Raw genomic sequence first — 17,823 nt, 5'->3', positions numbered from 1 at the left:
AGTTGGGCACTTGGTATATCCTGTTCTCCATTCAATAGTACGGGACTCGATGAATTGGCATGGATGCACGCACGCGCGGATTGCGTACTTTTCTTGATAAAGGAGGGCTCGTCGCCTACCCCACCCGGGCCGTCTACGGTTTGGGTTGCGATCCGGAAAATCACCTTGCCTTGCGCGCCCTGTTGCGTCTCAAGTCCCGTCCGGTCCACAAGGGTTTGATCGTAGTTGCGGACCGGCGCGATCTTCTCCGTCGTTTCCATGCGCCTTTGAGTGCGGAGGAAGAGGCGCGTCTGCAGGCCCGGTGGCCCGGCGGTCACACCTGGCTGGTGCCCGCCCGGCAGCCCCTGACAACCTGGTTGCGGGGACGCAAGCGGGGGGGAGAGGGGGATTTGCGACCGCGCATTGCCTTGCGTCAGGATGACTATGCGCCTCTGGCCCGGTTGTGCCGACGCCTCAACATGGCGCTCGTCTCCACCAGTGCCAATCGCAGCGGAGGGAAACCCTTGAAAACAACACGGGCGTGCCGCCAAGCATTTGGTTCCCGGGTACGGGTCATCTGGGGGCGTTGTCAGGCCAACGCCCGTCCTTCCACGGTGGCTGATTTGATCACTGGCCGGGTTACTCGGGTTTAGGAAGGGCCGTGGGGTTTCAGCGCGCGCCAGCCGATGTCCTGTCGGTATTGCATGCCGTCGAAGTGCAGGAGCCGGATTCGTTCATAAACCTGATGGCGGGCGGCTTTCAGGGTATCGCCGAGGGCCGTGACACATACGACCCGTCCTCCTTGAGTCACCCACTGTTTTCCCTCCCGGCGCGTTCCGGCATGAAAGAGATGGGTATCCGGCAAGGACGCATCCAGCCCCGTGATGGGAGAACCCACCACCGGATGTTCGGGGTAACCTGGGGCAGCCAACACCACGCCAAGTGCGGGACGACGGTCCCAATCGGCCACGGCATCCTGCAGGCGACCTTCCAGAGCGGTTTCAATCAGATCCACCAGGTCGGTTTTGAGACGCATGAGAAGGGGTTGAGTTTCTGGGTCTCCCAGGCGACAGTTATATTCCAGTACCTTGATGGTTCCCTGGGGAGAGATCATCAGTCCGGCATATAAAAAGCCCGTATAGGGGTGTCCCTCCTGGATCATGCCTTGCAGCGTCGGTTGAATGATCTCGCGCATGATGCGTCCATGCAGGGTGGGGGTGATGACGGGAGCCGGGGAATAGGCGCCCATACCGCCGGTATTGGGGCCTTCATCATTGTCGCGCAGACGCTTGTGATCCTGACTGGTGGCCAGAGGCAACACTTGTTCGCCGTCCGCCATGACGATGAAACTGGCTTCTTCCCCCGTCAAGAATTCTTCAATCACCACCCGCCGTCCTGCCTCCCCCAAACCTCCGCCCAGCATGGCAGTGACGGCATGGTGGGCTTCTTCCAGAGTCTGGGCGACCACGACTCCTTTGCCCGCCGCCAGTCCATCGGCTTTGATGACGATGGGTGCTCCCACCTGCTCGAGATAGGCGTGGGCCAGTGCCGGATCTTCAAAGGTGGAAAAATGCGCGGTGGGAATGCCATGCCGGTGCATGAAGCGTTTGGCATAATCCTTGGATATTTCCAGTTGAGCGGCTTCTAGGGTGGGGCCAAAAATGGCTTGTCCAACGTCCCGGAACCGATTCACGATTCCTGCGGCCATGGGGGCTTCAGGACCCACCACGGTAAACGCCACCTGCTCCCGGCGCGCCAGGTCCAGCCAGGCCTCGACTCCTTGCACAGGAATGCAGTGGACGCCTTCCTCATGTCCGGCACCATCGTTACCAGGGGATAAAAATACGTGGGAAACCCGGGGGGACTGGGCCAGTCGCCATGCCAGCGCATGTTCCCGTCCCCCGCTACCGATGACCAAAATCTTCATGATTCAGTGTGCTCAATGACGAAAATGACGAATGCCGGTCAGCACCATGGCGACTCCTTGCTCGTCCGCAGCGGCAATGACTTCGCCATCGCGCAGACTGCCACCGGGTTGGATGATGGCAAGGGCTCCGGCGCGTGCCAGAACATCGAGGCCATCCCGAAAAGGAAAGAAAGCATCGGAGGCAGCCACACTACCCTGCAGTGAGAGTCCCGCATCTTCGGCCTTGCGTTGGGCAATGCGGGTACTGTCCACACGGCTCATCTGCCCTGCGCCAATCCCCAGCGTTCGACCCTGTCCACAGAACACCACGGCATTGGATTTGACGTAATGGGCGACGTGGAAAGCCAGACGCAGATCGGTCCATTGTTCCTCGGTGGGGGCGGCCTGCGTAACCACCTTGAGTGCGTCTTCGTTCAACCCGCCGGAGTCAGAGGTTTGAACCAGCAGTCCTCCTCCTACGCGTTTCATGTCCCACCGGTTCAATCCTTTGTCATCGGGCAGTTGCAGGACGCGTACATTGGCTTTTTGAGAGAGGCGTTCCAGAGCGGCAGAGGTAAACTCGGGGGCAATCAGCACTTCCACGAACTGACGTTGCAGGGCTTCCACCGTGGCTTCGTCCACGGTTCGGTTGAAGGCGATGATGCCGCCATAAGCCGAAGTGGGGTCGGTGGCGTAGGCTCGTTGGTAGGCATCCAGTGCCTGGTTGCCCAGGGCTACGCCGCAGGGGTTGGCATGCTTCACGATGACGCAGGCGGGAGCATCGAGAAAACGCACACAATCCCAAGCGGTATCTGCATCCGCGATATTGTTGTAAGACAGGGGTTTTCCCTGCAGTTGACGGTAATGAGACAACACGCCTGAGGGGGCAGCGGGATCGCGGTAGAACGCGGCTCCCTGGTGCGGATTTTCACCATAACGCAGTGATTGGTGTTTGACGAAGGACAGATGCAGTCGTTCCGGGTACCCATCGGCCTGGGACTCGGTATTCAAGCCGGACAGGTAGGTGGCGATGGCTCCATCATATTCCGCCGTATGGGAGAAAGCCTTGACGGCCAGATCGAAGCGGGTGGCGGCACTGATCGAGCCCCGGTTCTTTTCCAGTTCCTGGAGCAGGCGGGGGTAATCGGCGGGGTCCGTGAGCACAGCGACATGGGCATGGTTCTTGGCCGCGGAGCGGACCATGGCGGGGCCGCCGATGTCGATGTTCTCGATGGCTTCTTCCAGCGTGACGCTGGGTTGGGCGATGGTTTCCCGAAACGGGTACAAATTGACCACCACCAGGTCGATGGGGTCGATTCCATGACGGGTCATGGCTTCCTGATGGCTGGGAATATCCCGGTTGCCCAGCAAACCCCCATGAATCTTGGGGTGTAGGGTTTTGACCCGCCCGTCGAGCATTTCCGGAAAGCCGGTAAAGTTGGAAACTTCCCGTACGGGAATTTTGGCATCGCGCAGAACTTGCGCCGTTCCGCCCGTGGAAAGCAATTCGATGTGGAGACGGTGTAAAGCCTGAGCCAGTTCGATCAGACCGGTTTTGTCAGAAACACTGAGGAGGGCGCGTTGAAGAGTCATAGGAGTTGATATCGTTGCATTTTTTTGCGAAGGGTCGTGCGGTTGAGACCGAGTAACTCGGCAGCGCGGGTCTGGTTCTGGGCGCAGTGCGCCAGAACGACTTCGAGCAGGGGTTTTTCGACGCTGTGGATGACCAGGTCATGGAGCGCGGAGCATCGCTCTCCCTCCAGATGCTGGAAGTACATTTCCACCATGCGCCGGATACAGGCGGATAATTCGGTTTCTACAGGCTTCATGCCGCGAGTTCCTCGGGCGCTGTATTTTCTTCATAACACAGGGTGGGGTTGTGAAGGGCGTGTCCTTCAAAGAAATCAGTGACGGCACGACGTTGCTCTTCCACGTTCTGGAGTCGGTTCATGGTGTGCCGGAAGTTGGCGGAATTCGCCAGTCCTCGGGTATACCAACTGATATGCTTGCGTGCCACGCGCATGCCCAGTTCGGTGCCGTAGAAATGATAGAGATCTTCCAGATGGGTCAGCAGGATCTGGTGAATTTCGAGGACATCGGGGGGAGGTAACAGGGTCCCGGTATCGAGGTAATGCTGAATTTCCCGGAAGATCCAGGGGCGTCCCTGAGCTGCCCGCCCGATCATGACTCCATCGGCACCGGTTTGATGAAGCACGGCCTGGGCTTTTTGGGGACTGGTGATGTCGCCATTGGCGATGACGGGGATCGTTACGGCGTCTTTTACGGCGGTAATGGTATCGTATTCAGCCTCTCCGGAGTAGCCGCAGGCCCGTGTCCGGCCATGAATGGCCAGGGACTGGATTCCGGAATTCTGAGCCAGTCGCGCCACACTCAGGGCGTTCCGATGTTCGCGGTCCCAACCCGTGCGGATCTTGAGGGTGACCGGTACCGACACGGCGCAGACCACCGCTTCGAGAATGCGTGCCACCAGAGGTTCGTCCTGGAGCAGCGCCGAACCTGCCATGACATTGCACACCTTTTTGGCGGGGCAGCCCATGTTGAGGTCGATGATCTGAGCTCCCTGGTCCACATTGTAGCGTGCGGCCTCCGCCATCATGCGCGGGTCGGCACCGGCAATCTGTACGGTGCGAGGCTCTACTTCCCCCTCGTGGTTGGCCCGGCGGCGGGTTTTTTCCGAACCCCAGAGCAGGGAGTTGGAAGAAACCATTTCTGACACGGCCAGACCGGCTCCCATTCGTTTGCACAATTGGCGGAAAGGACGGTCGGTTACGCCTGCCATGGGGGCGACCACGAGGGAATTTTTGAGCCGGTAAGGTCCGATCTGCATTGCACGGGTTCAATGGGGATGGGAAAGCCGCCATTATACCCCTGCCATGGTTTTAGTGGGCTTCATCCCAGTTCTTTCCTGTCCCCACCTCTACGCTCAAAGGCACCCGCAGGGAGGCGACCCCCTCCATGAGGCGGGTGAGGTGGATCCGCAGCAGGGAAACTTCATCCTCAGGGACTTCCAGAATCAATTCGTCGTGAACCTGTAGGATCAGACGGCTCTGGCTCCGGGTTTCATCCAGCCAGTTCTGTACTGCCAGCATGGCGCGCTTGATCAGATCGGCAGCGGTCCCCTGAAGAGGGGCGTTGATGGCGGCTCGTTCGGCGGCTTGACGCCGTCCGGCTCCCGAGTTTTTGAGTTCGGGCAGGAACAAGCGGCGTCCGAAAAGGGTTTCCACGTACCCTTTTTCCCGTGCCTGCTCACGAGTTTTCTCCATGTACCGGGCCACCCCAGGATAGCGTTGAAAATAGCGTTCCATGTAATGTTGGGCGGCGGAGCGGGTGAGGTTGAGCTGCCGGGCCAGACCGAAGGCTGACATCCCGTAGATCAGCCCAAAGTTAATGGCTTTGGCGGCGCGGCGCTGATCTGCGCTGACTTGATCCACCGCCACGGCAAAGAGTTCGGCGGCGGTGGATCGATGCACGTCCAGTCCTTGGGCAAAGGCATTCAGCAGTCCGGAATCCTCGGACAGATGGGCCATGAGGCGCAATTCGATCTGGGAATAATCCGCCGCCATGAGTACATGCCCGGGGGGGGCAATGAAAGCGGCCCGGATGCGTCGTCCGGCGGCTGTGCGAATGGGGATGTTTTGCAAATTGGGATCACTGCTGGAGAGGCGTCCGGTCACCGCTACCGCTTGGGCAAAATGGGTATGCACTCGCCCCGTTCGGGGGTTGATCCGTTTGGGCAGAGCATCGGTGTAGGTGGACTTGAGTTTGGCCAGGGTTCGATAGTCCAGCAGCAACTTGGGGAGGGGAAAATCGAGCGCCAGTTGCTCCAGCACACTTTCATCAGAGGAAGGCTGCCCTCCGGGAGTTTTCTTGAGCACAGGCAATCCAAGAGTCTCGAACAGCAGGGTTTGAACCTGTTTGGAGGAGTTGAGATTGAAGGGTTGTCCTGCCAGGAGATGGGCCTGATTTTCGAGCGCAATGAGTTGCCCGGATAACTCGGCACTCTGCTCAATCAAAACAGCCGCGTCCAGCAGCACTCCATACCGCTCCATGCGCCACAGGACTTGCTGTACCGGCAGTTCCAGTGTTTCATACAACTCGAGGAGACGGGGTTCGGCACAGAGTTGAGGATACAGAACCTTGTGCACCGCCAGAGTGACTTCCGCATCTTCTGCGGCATAGATCGTGGCCTGATCCAGCGCGACCTGTGCGAAGCCGATGGCATTGGCCCCCTTGCCGGTCACCGTCTCATAAGACAGGGTCTCCCGGCCCAGGTGGCGGCGTGCCAGACTTTCCAGGCCATGGGGTTGGTGGGCCTCGAGCAGATAGGACTGAAGCAGGGTGTCGTGGCGGATGCCGCGCAGGGCAATGCCATGATTGGCCAGAATGTGGGTGTCGTATTTGAGGTGTTGTCCCACCTTGGCCGCCGCCGGGTTTTCAAGCCAGGGGCGCAGACGCTGGAGGGTTTCTTCGAAAGGAAGTTGGGGAGAGGCATCCAAAGTCTGGTGGGCCAGGGGCAAATAAGCAGCATGGAGGCCGTCGCAACAGAAAGAGAGGCCCACTAAAGTGTCCTGTAGCGGATCGAGTCCGGTGGTTTCCGTATCGAAGGCAGTCAGTTCGGCGCATTCCAGTTGGTTCAGCCAATGCTCCAGTTGCGCGGAAGTCAGCAGGGTTTCGTAATGCACTTCAGGACGTTGTTCCAGGACGGGCGCAGGTGGAGGAAGCGGGGCAAGGGTGTCGGTCCTGATTCGGGCAGGGTTTTTCCAGCGTTTGAGGTCATAGCGCTCTGCCAGAACCGCCAGCGCGGTCTCGTCGGGCGTTTGCCACACCAGGGTTTCCGGGGATTCGGAGAGTGAGACTGCGGACTTGAGGGTGATCAGAAAGCGGGCCTGGGGCAACCAGTCGAGGCTTTGACGCAGATGATTGCCCACAACGCCACCGATTTCCTCGGCGTGGGCCATCAGGTCCTCCAGTGTGCCGAACTGCTGGATCCATTTGGCGGCGGTTTTGGGACCGACTTTGGGAACGCCGGGAACATTGTCCGCCGTATCGCCCACCAAGGTCAGGTAATCCACGAATTGGGCGGGCGTCACCCCATACTTTTCAGTGGCCCGGGCTACATCCAGACGTTCGTTGGAGAGGGTATTGATCAGGGCAACCCCCTCCGCCAGTAACTGAATCAAATCTTTGTCGCCGCTGGAAATGGTCACCTCCCAGCCCAATACTCGGGCCTGGTGGGTGAGGGTGGCAATGACATCGTCCGCTTCCACCCCGGATTCCTGAAGGAGAGGCCAACCCAGGGCGCGGATGGCCTGATGCAGGGGAGCGATTTGGCTAACCAGGTCGGTTGGCATGGCGGGGCGCTGTGCCTTGTAGTCCGGAAAGGCCTGATGGCGGAAGGTGGGGCCGGGAGCGTCGAACACGCAGGCTACATGATCCGGCTTATAATCCTCCTTCAGTCGGGCCAGCATGTTCAGCACGCCGTATAACGCGCCGGTGGGTTCTCCCTGGCGGTTGCGCAGGTCGGGCAAGGCATGAAAGGCGCGGTAAAGGTACGATGACCCGTCCACCAGCACCAGATGGGGGCGTTTTTCTTCACTCATGGATGACATTATGGCAGAACAGACCCTCCCCCATTCTTCTTTCGATCCCGTACGTTTGAAAGCCTATCTAATGGACCTGCAGGAACGTATCGTCACGGCCCTGGAAAAAGCCGATGGCCATGCCTTCCGGCGGGATGCCTGGACCCGTCCGGAGGGCGGGGGGGGACTCAGTGCGCTCGTGGAAGAAGGCGCTCTTTTCGAGCGCGGGGGGGTGAACTTCTCCCATGTCATGGGCCCCGGTTTGCCCCCCTCGGCCAGCGCCCATCGTCCCGAGTTGGCCGGACGCCGCTTCGAGGCCATGGGGGTCTCTCTGGTACTGCACCCCCGCAATCCTTATGTTCCCACCGTCCATATGAACATCCGCTTCTTCGCGGCCTTTGCCGAGGATGCGGCACCGGTTTGGTGGTTCGGGGGAGGCATGGACCTCACGCCTTATTACGGTTTCGAGGAAGATGCCCGCCATTTTCATCAAACCTGTCAGGCTGCTCTGGCCCCCTTCGGAGCGGATTACTATCCCCGCTTCAAACGTTGGTGTGACGAGTATTTCTTTCTCAAACATCGGCAAGAACCGCGCGGCGTGGGCGGTATTTTCTTTGATGACTTCAACGAGTTGCCGCTGCCCCAGGCCGAGGCTCTCTGGCGCAGTGTGGGTGATCATTTTCTGGCGGCCTATCTGCCCATTGTCGAACGTCGCCGCTCCCTGCCCTACGGCGAACGGGAAAGAGATTTTCAGGCCTATCGGCGGGGCCGTTATGTGGAATTCAATCTGGTCTATGATCGGGGGACGCTGTTTGGTCTTCAGTCCGGGGGGCGTACCGAGTCGATCCTGATGTCCCTGCCTCCGATCGTGCGCTGGCGTTACGACTGGCATCCCGAAGCAGGGTCGCCTGAAGCCGCGCTACTCGAAGGATTCATCAACGGGCAGGACTGGTTGTGAGGTCAGGACGTTTTTTCCTCACATGGTGACATTCCTGCAACAAGTGCTCAATGGTTTGACCCTGGGGTGCATCTATGCCCTGGTTGCCTTGGGGTACACCCTGGTGTACGGGATCCTTGAACTGATCAACTTTGCCCATGGGGATCTGGTCATGATCGGTGCCCTGGTTTCCCTTTCCCTGGTACGTGCCCTGCAGGACTGGGGGGCCCCTCTTCCCGTGGCCCTGGCGGGCGGCCTGGTGGGGGCCATGGGGGTCTGTGTTCTGGTGGGGGTAGCCTTGGAACGGTTGGCTTATCGCCCCCTGCGCCATGCCCCCAAACTGGCTCCCCTGATCACGGCCATCGGGATGTCGATGGTGCTGGAGCAGGGTTCGGCCTTGATCTGGGGGCGAGGCTATCGCTCTTTCCCGGATTTGGGGCTGACCCATTCTCTGACCTTGGGAGGCGTGGTCATCAGCCCTCTTCAGGGGGTGATCGTGCTGGGAAGCCTCAGTCTGTTGGGTGGTCTGCTTTGGCTCATCCAGCGTTCGGCGCTCGGGCGCGCCATGCGAGCAACGGCGCAAAACCCCGTGGCGGCCCAGTTGCTGGGGGTGGATACGGAACGGGTCATTACCCTGGCCTTTGTGATTGGTGCCGCGCTTGCGGCCATTGCCGGATTGATGGTGGGGGCTTACTATCAGGTGGCCCATTACACCATGGGGTTCATGCTGGGGCTTAAGGCGTTTACGGCCGCCGTGCTGGGAGGAATTGGCAATTTATCCGGTGCGGTGCTGGGCGGGATTCTGCTGGGTTTGCTGGAAGCCTTGGGGGCCGGATATCTGGGGGATTGGACGGGAAACTTGTTTGGCAGCAACTACAAGGATGTTTTTTCCTTTGCTACCCTGATTCTGGTTCTGCTGTTTCACCCCTCCGGTTTGTTGGGGCGCCATGCCCCGGAAAAGGTATGATTGCCTGCCCTCCGCGTTTCAAATTTCTGTGGATGCTCCTGGGCACCCTGATCCTGCCCTGGGTGATTGAAGGACTATTGGGGCGGGGGTGGGTGCGCATCCTGGATTTCGCTCTGCTGTCCGTTTTACTGGCCATTGGTCTGAACATCGTGGTGGGCTATGCCGGGTTGCTGGACCTGGGGTTCATCGCCTTCTTTGGGGTGGGGGCTTATGCCTATGCCCTGTTGGCGTCGCCCCAATTCGGGGTGCATTGGCCGCTTTGGGCCATTCTGCCCACGGGTATTCTGGTGGCCGCCAGTTTTGGCGTGGCCCTGGGTTGGCCGACCCTGGGTCTGCGGGGAGATTATCTGGCCATCGTGACCATGGGGTTTGGCGAGATCATCCGGGTCTTTCTCAACAATCTGACCGCACCGATCAACATCACCAACGGCCCTCAGGGGATCACAATGATCGACGCCCTCCATCTGGGGACCTGGTCCTTTGCCCGCCCTCATCGGCTGTGGGGTATCCCGTTGCCTGCCTTGGTGGGGACCTATTACCTGTTCCTCCTGTTTGTCCTGCTGGCACTTTTCCTTTCCCGACGGTTGGAATATTCCCGGATCGGGCGGGCCTGGATGGCCATTCGCGAAGACGAGATTGCGGCGGCCAGCATGGGGCTGGATACGCGCCGTCTCAAATTGCTGGCCTATGCTTTGGGGGCTGCTTTTGGCGGCGTATCCGGTGGCCTGTTCGCGGGGTTTCAGGGTTTTGTCAGCCCGGAGAGTTTTACCTTGCAGGAATCCGTCATGATTTTGTGCATGGTGGTGCTGGGCGGGATGGGTAACCTGCGCGGTGTGGTGGCAGGCGCTCTTCTGCTTGCTTTTCTGCCCGAGGTGCTGCGACCGCTGGGGGGTTGGCAACAGCATTGGTTTCATCGCGTCCTGATCGATCCATCCACCCTGCGCCTGCTCCTCTTTGGGGTCACTCTGGTTGTCCTGATGCGCTGGCGCCCTGAAGGGTTGTTGCCGTCCAGGGCACGGGCACGGGAATGGCATACGTCATGAATTTGCTGGAAGCCAAGGGCATCAGCAAATGTTTTGGTGGGGTTCAGGCTTTGCACAATGTTTCCCTGACGGTGGAGCCAGCCAGCATCGTGGGCTTGATCGGCCCGAATGGTGCCGGAAAAACCACTTTTTTTAATGTATTGACCGGGGTTTACAGACCCGATGAGGGGACGTTGACTTTTGCCGGTCAGCCTTTGCCCGCAGGTCAACCCCATCGGATTGCTCGAGCGGGCCTGGTACGAACTTTCCAGAACATTCGGGTATTCCCTCAGATGAGTGCCCTGGAAAACGTCATGGTGGGGTTTCATGGACGGACGCGCTGTGGATTGCTGGGGGCCTGGCTCAACAGTTCGGCCGTGCGGCGGGAAGAGCGGGAGATTCGTGAAGGGGCTCAGGAACTGTTGAAATGGGTGGGGTTGCAGGAAATGGCGCAACGGGTGGCCGGTACCCTGTCCTATGGGGCGCAACGCCGTCTGGAAATTGCTCGAGCCCTGGCCACGGGCCCTCGTCTGTTGGCGCTGGATGAACCGGTGGCCGGTATGAATGGAACGGAACGGGGGCACATGGCCGAGTTGATCTTGCGCATTCGCGCTGCGGGGATTGCCCTGCTGGTGATCGAACATGATGTACGCTGGATCGCGCAATTGTGCGAACGCATCACCGTTCTGAATTATGGGCAAGGTTTGGCCGAGGGGACGCCTGCTGAAATTCAGGCCAACCCACAAGTCATAGAAGCCTACCTGGGGCACCCCTCCCATGGCTGAACCTCTTCTGGAAGTAAGCCATTTGGCAGTGCACTACGGGGGCATCGAGGCCCTCTGTGATTTTTCCCTGCAACTCGAAGAGGGGGAAAAAGTGGCTTTGATCGGCGCCAATGGTGCGGGCAAGAGCAGTACCCTGAAGGCTCTGGCCGGAGTGGTGCCCTTCGCACAGGGGAGCCTGAGATATGACGGCATGGACTGGACCCACCAACCGGCCTGGAAACGGGCGCGCGCTGGCCTGATTCTGGTGCCTGAAGGGCGGGGTGTTTTCCCCCGTTTGTCCATCGCGGAAAACCTGCAAATGGGACAGATGGGCCGTTCCGATCCGGCGGCGATGGAGAAGGTCTACGCCCGTTTCCCTCGTCTATACGAGCGACGGACCCAGGCTGCGGGCACGCTCTCCGGTGGGGAGCAGCAGTTGCTGGCCCTGGGGCGTGCCCTATTGACTCGGCCCCGTCTCCTGATGCTGGACGAACCCAGCATGGGGCTGGCTCCTCAACGGGTGGATGAGGTTTTCGAGGTCATCGCGGAAATGGTGCAGGCCGGGACGACCTTGCTGTTGGTGGAACAGAATGCCCGGCGAGCCCTGGAACTGTGTGATCGTGCCCTGATTCTGGAGTCGGGGCGCGTGGTGTTTTCCGACCGTGCGGCGGTATGTCTGGCCAGCCCCGCGTTGCGGGCGGCCTATCTGGGAGAATGAATGTCGTTGCTAAACCGATATTACTGGGGAATTCTGGGGCTGGTACTGGCCACCTACGGGTTTTCTCTGTTTCATGCCTATGTGGGTGAGGAGGCCAATTACACCATCATGTCCATGGAAATGTGGCAGCGCCAGATCTTTCGCAGTGTGGTGGCGCTGGGGAGCGTAGGTGGTCGTCCCCCTTTGTATAACTGGGTGATGATTCCCGTGGCACGTCTGGTGGGCTGGTCTCAGGTGTTGCTGGCAGCGCGCCTGGTGACCCTGGGGGCAACCCTGGGTACTGCGCTCATACTGGGCTGGTGGGCGCGTAGCCTTTGGCCGGGAACGGGCGCAGGAAAATTGGCCGGGCTGCTTTATCTGATGACCGCCGATGTGCAGTTTTACCGGGGTTGGCTGGCCTATGCGGACCCACTTTTCGCATTCTTCATGGTACTGTCGGCTTTTTTGTTATGGAGTGCGGTTCAGCGGCGCAGCCTGCTCTGGCTTTTACTGTCGTTATGGGTGATTTTTGCCTCCTATCTGACCAAGGTGGTGACGGCCTACGCTTATTTTGGTGGCATCTGGCTGGTGCTGCTGAGTCAGCGCTCCCCTCGGGCGTTCCTGTGCTCCCCTCGGGCGATGGGTATCTACGTCCTGGGTTTGCTGCCCATGGGGCTCTGGCTGGGTACCGTGGGGCACCAGGATCCCCTGCAAGTTACCGGGCAATTGGCCGATGTGAGCGATAAACTGTTGTCCCCCGACGCGTTGGAGCCCTGGCTCCTGAAATTGGGTGAATTCCCTCTTTCCATTCTGGTGGGGCTCCTGCCTTCTTCCCTGTGGGTGCTTCGGGGGATGATCTCCCAGCACAGTCGGGGTATTTCCTGGCCCCTCCCGGTCAAAATATTGGCCGGCATGGCACTGCTCAATTTTTTCCCCTACTGGATTGCGCCGCACAGTTCCCCGCGCTACGTTTTGCCCGAATATGGTCTGGTGGTATTGGTGGCAACCTATTATCTGATCCACGAACCTGCCTTGTTTCAAAATGGAATTCTGCGTCCGGAACGCTGGGTGGTGGGACTGGTCCTGCTGGGACTCGGCGTCTCGGCGGTGGGGTACCCTGTCTATCAACAGCGTGTGCGCGGGGACAACTATGCGCGCATGGCAAACCAGATCGAAGCGCTGGCGGGCCCTTATCCCATTTATACTTTGAACTGGTCCTCGGTGGGGTTGTCGGTGGTGGCGCTCATCGACAGCCGGCATTTTGATCGACCGGCCGTTGTCAGTCCGCCTTCCCGTTTTACAGACGGGCTGGTCATTGCCTTTACCCCCCGTGATCTGCCGGGCAATGGGTGGGCAGAACTCGAGGGGCAGGCAGAGCAACTGATGCTGATCTGTCGGGGGAAAGTTTGTGCGGATCCGTTCTTTCATTCAGGGAGACCATGATGGCTGTGGATTTGGCGGGAAAATTGAGGGTGGGGATATCGTCACGGGCATTGTTTGAACTGGGAGAAAGTCACGCCCTGTTTGAAACGCGCGGGGTAGAGGAATACAGCAGTTATCAGATCGCCCATGAAAACGAACCCCTGGGCGAAGGGGTGGCCTTCGGACTGGTGAAAAAATTGCTGGCTCTCAAGAATCAGCACGAAGAATCCAGTGTGGAGGTCATTCTGCTGTCCCGGAACAGTGCCGATACAGGATTGCGCATCTTTAATGCCATTGAACATCACGGGTTGAACATCACCCGGGCGGTTTTTTCGCGGGGGGAAACCCCCTGGAAGTATGCCGAAGCTCTGGGTGTCCATCTGTTTTTGTCAGCAGATGCGGGGGATGTGCGCCTGGCATTGGGAGCCGGGATTGCCGCTGCAACCATTCTGCCCTCCACGGTAGGAGACAATCCCTCCCCGCAGTTACGGATTGCTTTCGATGGGGATGCCGTGGTGTTTTCTGATGAGGCGGAATTGATCTACAAGACGCGCGGGCTGGAAGCGTTCATCGAGCATGAACGGTCCAAGGCCAACACGCCTTTGGCCAGTGGCCCTTTCCGACCCTTTCTGGAGGCTCTGCATCGCATTCAACGGAACACCAACCCGCAGGATAGCCCCATTCGTACCGCTCTGGTGACGGCACGCAATGCGCCGACCCATAAGCGCGTGATTCATACCCTACGTGCCTGGGGCGTGCGTATCGACGAAGCCGTGTTTCTGGGTGGGGTGGAAAAAGGCCCGGTGCTGAAGGCCTTTGGCGCGGACATATTTTTTGATGACCAGGCGGCTCATTGCGACTCGGCGCGTCAACATGTGGCCACGGGGCATGTTCCGGTCACTTCGGTTCAGCGTGCTTGATCAGTGTTCATTCAGGCGTTGTTGCAAGGCTCTGGCATTGTCCATCAGGCCCTGATAACCATCGCGCAACTGATCGGGCAAAGCGGGGTCGCCCAGCAGGACTCCCAGGGTTTCCGTCAAACCATACAATAATCCCCTGGCTGCTCCGCCCGCCAGGTGTCCCTGATCAAGGGCTTGCTGGATATGCGTCAGCCCCGCATCGAGGTGTTCGTGTTCTGGGTATTGACGTGGCGAATTCATGGGAGATCTCTCAGTGACGGGGGTGCCGAAAACGCCAGGCCATATGCCACATACCCACGGCACAGGCCCAGGAAATCACTTTGGCGAGGTTGGAATCGATGGTCAACAAGTCCATCTGCACGGCAAGCGCAAAAACCGTCAGGTTCAGCGCCAGGATGGCGAAAACCGCAAAGAGAACATTGAAGGAACTGAACATGAGGGCTCCGTGTCTAGTCGCCATAATACTATAGAATGACCGAACCACGGTTGTAATGCAAGTGTCATGAAGGGGAGCGGAGGAAAGAATGTCAGAGGGGAGTAAAGTTCGGGAGGCCCGGAAGTGAAGCCCTACCATGTCAAGCGCCGGGTCGTGCAATGGGGAGTTTTGATTTTTCTATGTGCGATTCCCCTCCTGGGCGTGTTCAGGATCGATCTGGCTTCGGCCAGTTTTGTGTTTTTCGGGCGCCCGGTCTGGTGGGACAATTACCGGTTCTTGAGCGGGATGGTGCTGGTGATTCTCAGTGCGCCCCTGCTGACCTACGTTACCATCGGTTCTCTGTGGTGTGGCTGGGCCTGTCCGCAGAATCTTCTCACCGAATGGGCTGATGCCCTGACCTTCAAATGGTTGGGGAAACGCGCCGATGTGCGGGTGGACGGTCAGGGACTGGTGGTGGCACCGGCCAAAAATCGCTGGTTGAACTGGTTCAAATTGGGGGCCACCTTGCTGGCAGCCTCCTTCCTTCTCGGTTTGGTCGTGCTCAAGTTGTATTACCCGGCGCAGGACGTCTGGGGGTTTCTGTGGGGAACCACGACCCGTCAGGCCAATTTTGCCATCATGCTGACATTTGTCGTTTTTTTTGTATTCATCGATCTCTCGGTGGTCCGTTATTTTCTTTGCGACTATGCCTGCTTCTATCGCATGGGACAGCGCCTGTTCCAGACCCGGGCGGCTCTTCATGTCGAGCATGACGGGGCACGGGGGGCGGATTGCGAGAAATGCCATTATTGTGCCACCGTTTGCCCGACCCGGATCGAACCCAACCGTATTCAAAAACATGATATTTGCATTGATTGCGGAGAATGTATCGATGCTTGTGACCGTTTGCATTTCAAGGACGGGACGGTTGGGCTGTTGACTTTTTCCACCCGTTCCTCCGTGCCCGAAACAACCCGGCAACGTTCCGGATTGCGCTTGATATTGTTGCGCAGTGGCGCTGGTTTTTTGTTTCTGAGTGGCTGCGCACTCATGGGGTGGGGAGCCTGGACCCAAAAGACGGTGGATTTCCAGAAAATGGAGGCAGACCAGGCGCGGCTCCAGGTGATATCCCATCATTGTCAGCCTCGCTGCGCGCCCTTGCAGGCCCAATGTCGTGGCGATCATCTGGCGGCGTGTTATCAGGCAGCCGCCTGTACCTGTGCCTGTTCTCTGGAGCAGGACCCCACCAACCCCCAGCGGGACACTTGGCAACAGTGTGTGCGCCTGAACCAGAAACACTTGCAGGCGCTGGAAACCGCTTCTTTTCCTCGAGTCAAACCATGAGCGATTTTCTGGTGCCTGAAAAGTCCACTTGGGCCGATTTTTTTATCCGCCATTTTGGTTCGGGCCGGCTCGATCAGGATCACTTGCGACCACTCAAAGGGGTTTCTTTTGGGACGGTGCGTCGCCGTCTTTACTTTTACGGGCGCTCCTTTTGGGATGCCGAGGTGCGTTTGGCCTCCACGGGCCATGCCTGGAGCGAACGGGAGGGGCGACGTCCCCATTGGCATGAGGGGGTTCTTTACCTGCCGGAAACCTTCGAGTCGCAGGGGGCAGTGCCCGGCGGTGAAGTTTATCGTGCGGCCTTGGCCCATGCCCTCTGTCACCTGAAATATGGCCTTCCCCTGGTGCAGAGCGGACTGGATGCCTGGACCCGACGCGTGGTGGAAACGGTGGAAGATGCCCGCGTCGAAGCACTGGCTCTGCGCACTTGGCCGGGATTGTTGCGGCTGTGGCAGGGATTGCATACCATCACCCCGGCTGCGCGGAATTCGGCGGGTCATTATCTGGAACGCCTGGCCCGCGCCTTGCTGGATTCCACCTATGAAGACGAGGATGAGTGGATCCGGCAAGGAAAGAGTCTATTCGGTTCGATGCCCCTCGATCAGGAAGATTTTTCTGTTCGGGTGGGCCGTGCGTTGGCACAGTCTTTTCGGACCAAAAAAATTCCCGTCAGGATTCAGAGCGACCAGGTTCTTCTGACGTATCGGGACGATAACCGACAGTGTTGGGCTGCGCATTCCGAGGGAAACGGGACCGCTGGGCCCGTATCAAGGAAAGTGGTCAGGAATCGTCGTTTCAAATTTTTTGGACTCAATTTTAAGGTGGTGGATGAGTCCGATAACCCATCAGCCAAACAGTTTTCCCTGCTTGCAGCACTTTTCAATTTCAAACTGGATATTGGGGTTTCCGTCGAGGACAAGGATACCGATGCTCTGGGCGTGTACCGTTACCCGGAATGGGACTATAAAGGGCAAATCGAGCGCCCTTCCTGGGTCCGTATCCTGGAAAAGTTACCCAAAAGCGGGGATTCCCAATGGGTGGACGATATCATTGCCGAGCACAAGCCTCTGATTTCGCGCATGCGCTTCGTGCTGGATGCGCTTCAACCTGCAGAAAACCAGCGTTTGCGCAAGTTGGAGGAGGGGGATGAGATGGATCTCAATGCGGCCATTCGGGCGTACTGTGATATACGCATGGGAATTCCCCCCGATACCCGCATCATGATGCGCACTCTTCGCCAGGAACGGGACATTGCCGTACTGGTGTTGCTCGACCTGTCCCGTTCCACCAACGAAAAGGTTCCCGGCCAGAGCCACAGCATATTGCACTTGACCCAACAAGCCTGCGTGCTATTGGCCGATGCCATCGGCAAGGTGGGGGACCCCTTTGCCATCCATGGTTTTTGCTCGGACAGTCGACACAATGTCAGTTATTACTGTTTCAAGAATTTCGATCAACCCTATGACCAGTTGGCCAAAGCTCGTCTGGCGGGGATGCAGGGTCAGTTATCGACGCGCATGGGGGCTGCCATCCGGCATGCCACGACGCATCTGGAGTGGCAAAAGAAGGGGCGCAAGTTGCTGATACTGCTGACCGATGGAGAGCCCGCCGATGTGGATGTGCGAGACCGTAAATATTTGCGTTACGATACCCGCAAGGCGGTGGAAGATGCGGTTCGGGAAGGCGTACAAGTCTATTGCCTGACTCTGGATCCCCGTGCCGATCAATATGTTTCAACGATTTTCGGGGCGCGGAACTATCTGGTGGTGGACCACGTGGCCCGCCTTCCAGAGAAACTGCCCCTGCTCTACGCCGGGTTGACCCGATCCTAGATGTTCACGGAGATTGAA

The 17,823-nt window shown here is 58.7% G+C and carries 17 protein-coding genes; 10 read left to right on the top strand and 7 right to left on the bottom strand.

Going from position 1 to position 17,823, the window contains the following annotated elements; genetic code table 11:
* Positions 1-59: 59 nt before the first annotated feature.
* The gene (locus tag HO274_RS06375) at positions 60-632 is read left to right on the top strand and encodes an L-threonylcarbamoyladenylate synthase (RefSeq protein ID WP_031597877.1); all 573 of its coding nucleotides are present in this window, start codon (positions 60-62) and stop codon (positions 630-632) included.
* Here HO274_RS06375 and purD read toward each other — a convergent pair.
* Genes purD through polA form a run of 5 tightly spaced genes read right to left on the bottom strand, consistent with a single transcriptional unit; the run spans position 629 to position 7,506 of the window.
* A complete protein-coding gene (gene purD, locus HO274_RS06370) occupies positions 629-1,906 on the bottom strand; it encodes a phosphoribosylamine--glycine ligase (protein ID WP_273122224.1) in 1,278 nt (425 codons plus the stop codon). The two genes, HO274_RS06375 and purD, sit on opposite strands and share 4 nt — an antisense overlap.
* A gap of 12 nt (positions 1,907-1,918) precedes the next feature.
* Positions 1,919-3,478, bottom strand: a complete 1,560-nt coding sequence (gene purH / locus HO274_RS06365) for a bifunctional phosphoribosylaminoimidazolecarboxamide formyltransferase/IMP cyclohydrolase (protein ID WP_273122223.1) — start codon at positions 3,476-3,478, stop codon at positions 1,919-1,921.
* Entirely contained in the window at positions 3,475-3,714 is a 240-nt protein-coding gene (locus HO274_RS06360; RefSeq protein WP_031597880.1) for a helix-turn-helix domain-containing protein, read from the bottom strand. The genes purH and HO274_RS06360 overlap by 4 nt, the downstream gene beginning before the upstream one ends.
* Entirely contained in the window at positions 3,711-4,733 is a 1,023-nt protein-coding gene (gene dusB, locus HO274_RS06355; RefSeq protein WP_031597881.1) for a tRNA dihydrouridine synthase DusB, read from the bottom strand. Before dusB ends, HO274_RS06360 begins: the two co-directional genes overlap by 4 nt.
* 52 nt (positions 4,734-4,785) lie before the next feature.
* Positions 4,786-7,506 carry a DNA polymerase I gene (gene polA, locus HO274_RS06350; protein WP_273122222.1) on the bottom strand — a complete coding sequence of 907 codons (2,721 nt, stop codon included), beginning with the start codon at positions 7,504-7,506 and terminating at the stop codon, positions 4,786-4,788.
* Between polA and hemF the strand changes: the two genes are divergently transcribed.
* The 7 genes from hemF to HO274_RS06315 are packed head-to-tail and all read left to right on the top strand — an operon-like array spanning position 7,505 to position 14,214.
* Positions 7,505-8,443, top strand: coding sequence for an oxygen-dependent coproporphyrinogen oxidase (gene hemF, locus HO274_RS06345; protein ID WP_273122221.1), 939 nt, complete (start codon positions 7,505-7,507; stop codon positions 8,441-8,443). The two genes, polA and hemF, sit on opposite strands and share 2 nt — an antisense overlap.
* A 22-nt stretch (positions 8,444-8,465) precedes the next feature.
* A complete protein-coding gene (locus tag HO274_RS06340) occupies positions 8,466-9,389 on the top strand; it encodes a branched-chain amino acid ABC transporter permease (protein ID WP_031597886.1) in 924 nt (307 codons plus the stop codon).
* The gene (locus HO274_RS06335; RefSeq protein ID WP_273122220.1) at positions 9,386-10,432 is read left to right on the top strand and encodes a branched-chain amino acid ABC transporter permease; all 1,047 of its coding nucleotides are present in this window, start codon (positions 9,386-9,388) and stop codon (positions 10,430-10,432) included. The genes HO274_RS06340 and HO274_RS06335 overlap by 4 nt, the downstream gene beginning before the upstream one ends.
* Positions 10,429-11,196 (top strand): ABC transporter ATP-binding protein, encoded by a 768-nt coding sequence (locus tag HO274_RS06330; RefSeq protein ID WP_150112446.1) that lies wholly within the window; start codon positions 10,429-10,431, stop codon positions 11,194-11,196. Before HO274_RS06335 ends, HO274_RS06330 begins: the two co-directional genes overlap by 4 nt.
* A complete protein-coding gene (locus HO274_RS06325) occupies positions 11,189-11,893 on the top strand; it encodes an ABC transporter ATP-binding protein (protein WP_273122219.1) in 705 nt (234 codons plus the stop codon). Before HO274_RS06330 ends, HO274_RS06325 begins: the two co-directional genes overlap by 8 nt.
* A complete protein-coding gene (locus tag HO274_RS06320) occupies positions 11,894-13,315 on the top strand; it encodes an ArnT family glycosyltransferase (protein ID WP_273122218.1) in 1,422 nt (473 codons plus the stop codon).
* Entirely contained in the window at positions 13,315-14,214 is a 900-nt protein-coding gene (locus tag HO274_RS06315) for a 5'-nucleotidase (RefSeq protein WP_031597894.1), read from the top strand. Before HO274_RS06320 ends, HO274_RS06315 begins: the two co-directional genes overlap by 1 nt.
* Here HO274_RS06315 and HO274_RS06310 read toward each other — a convergent pair whose 3' ends face one another.
* Positions 14,215-14,454 carry a hypothetical protein gene (locus tag HO274_RS06310; RefSeq protein ID WP_062187811.1) on the bottom strand — a complete coding sequence of 80 codons (240 nt, stop codon included), beginning with the start codon at positions 14,452-14,454 and terminating at the stop codon, positions 14,215-14,217.
* A 10-nt stretch (positions 14,455-14,464) separates the two neighbouring features.
* The gene (locus tag HO274_RS06305; protein ID WP_031597899.1) at positions 14,465-14,650 is read right to left on the bottom strand and encodes a hypothetical protein; all 186 of its coding nucleotides are present in this window, start codon (positions 14,648-14,650) and stop codon (positions 14,465-14,467) included.
* Positions 14,651-14,773: 123 nt separating this feature from the next.
* Here HO274_RS06305 and HO274_RS06300 point away from each other — a divergent pair, with 123 nt between their 5' ends.
* Together HO274_RS06300 and HO274_RS06295 are read left to right on the top strand one after the other, a co-directional pair.
* The gene (locus HO274_RS06300; protein ID WP_031597901.1) at positions 14,774-15,973 is read left to right on the top strand and encodes a 4Fe-4S binding protein; all 1,200 of its coding nucleotides are present in this window, start codon (positions 14,774-14,776) and stop codon (positions 15,971-15,973) included.
* Positions 15,970-17,805, top strand: coding sequence for a nitric oxide reductase activation protein NorD (locus HO274_RS06295; protein WP_273122217.1), 1,836 nt, complete (start codon positions 15,970-15,972; stop codon positions 17,803-17,805). Before HO274_RS06300 ends, HO274_RS06295 begins: the two co-directional genes overlap by 4 nt.
* Positions 17,806-17,823 lie beyond the last annotated feature (18 nt).

It is taken from the genome of Ferrovum myxofaciens (assembly GCF_013181415.1).
GTDB classification, from domain to species: domain Bacteria; phylum Pseudomonadota; class Gammaproteobacteria; order Burkholderiales; family Ferrovaceae; genus Ferrovum; species Ferrovum myxofaciens.
This window is presented reverse-complemented; position numbering and strand designations above follow the sequence as displayed.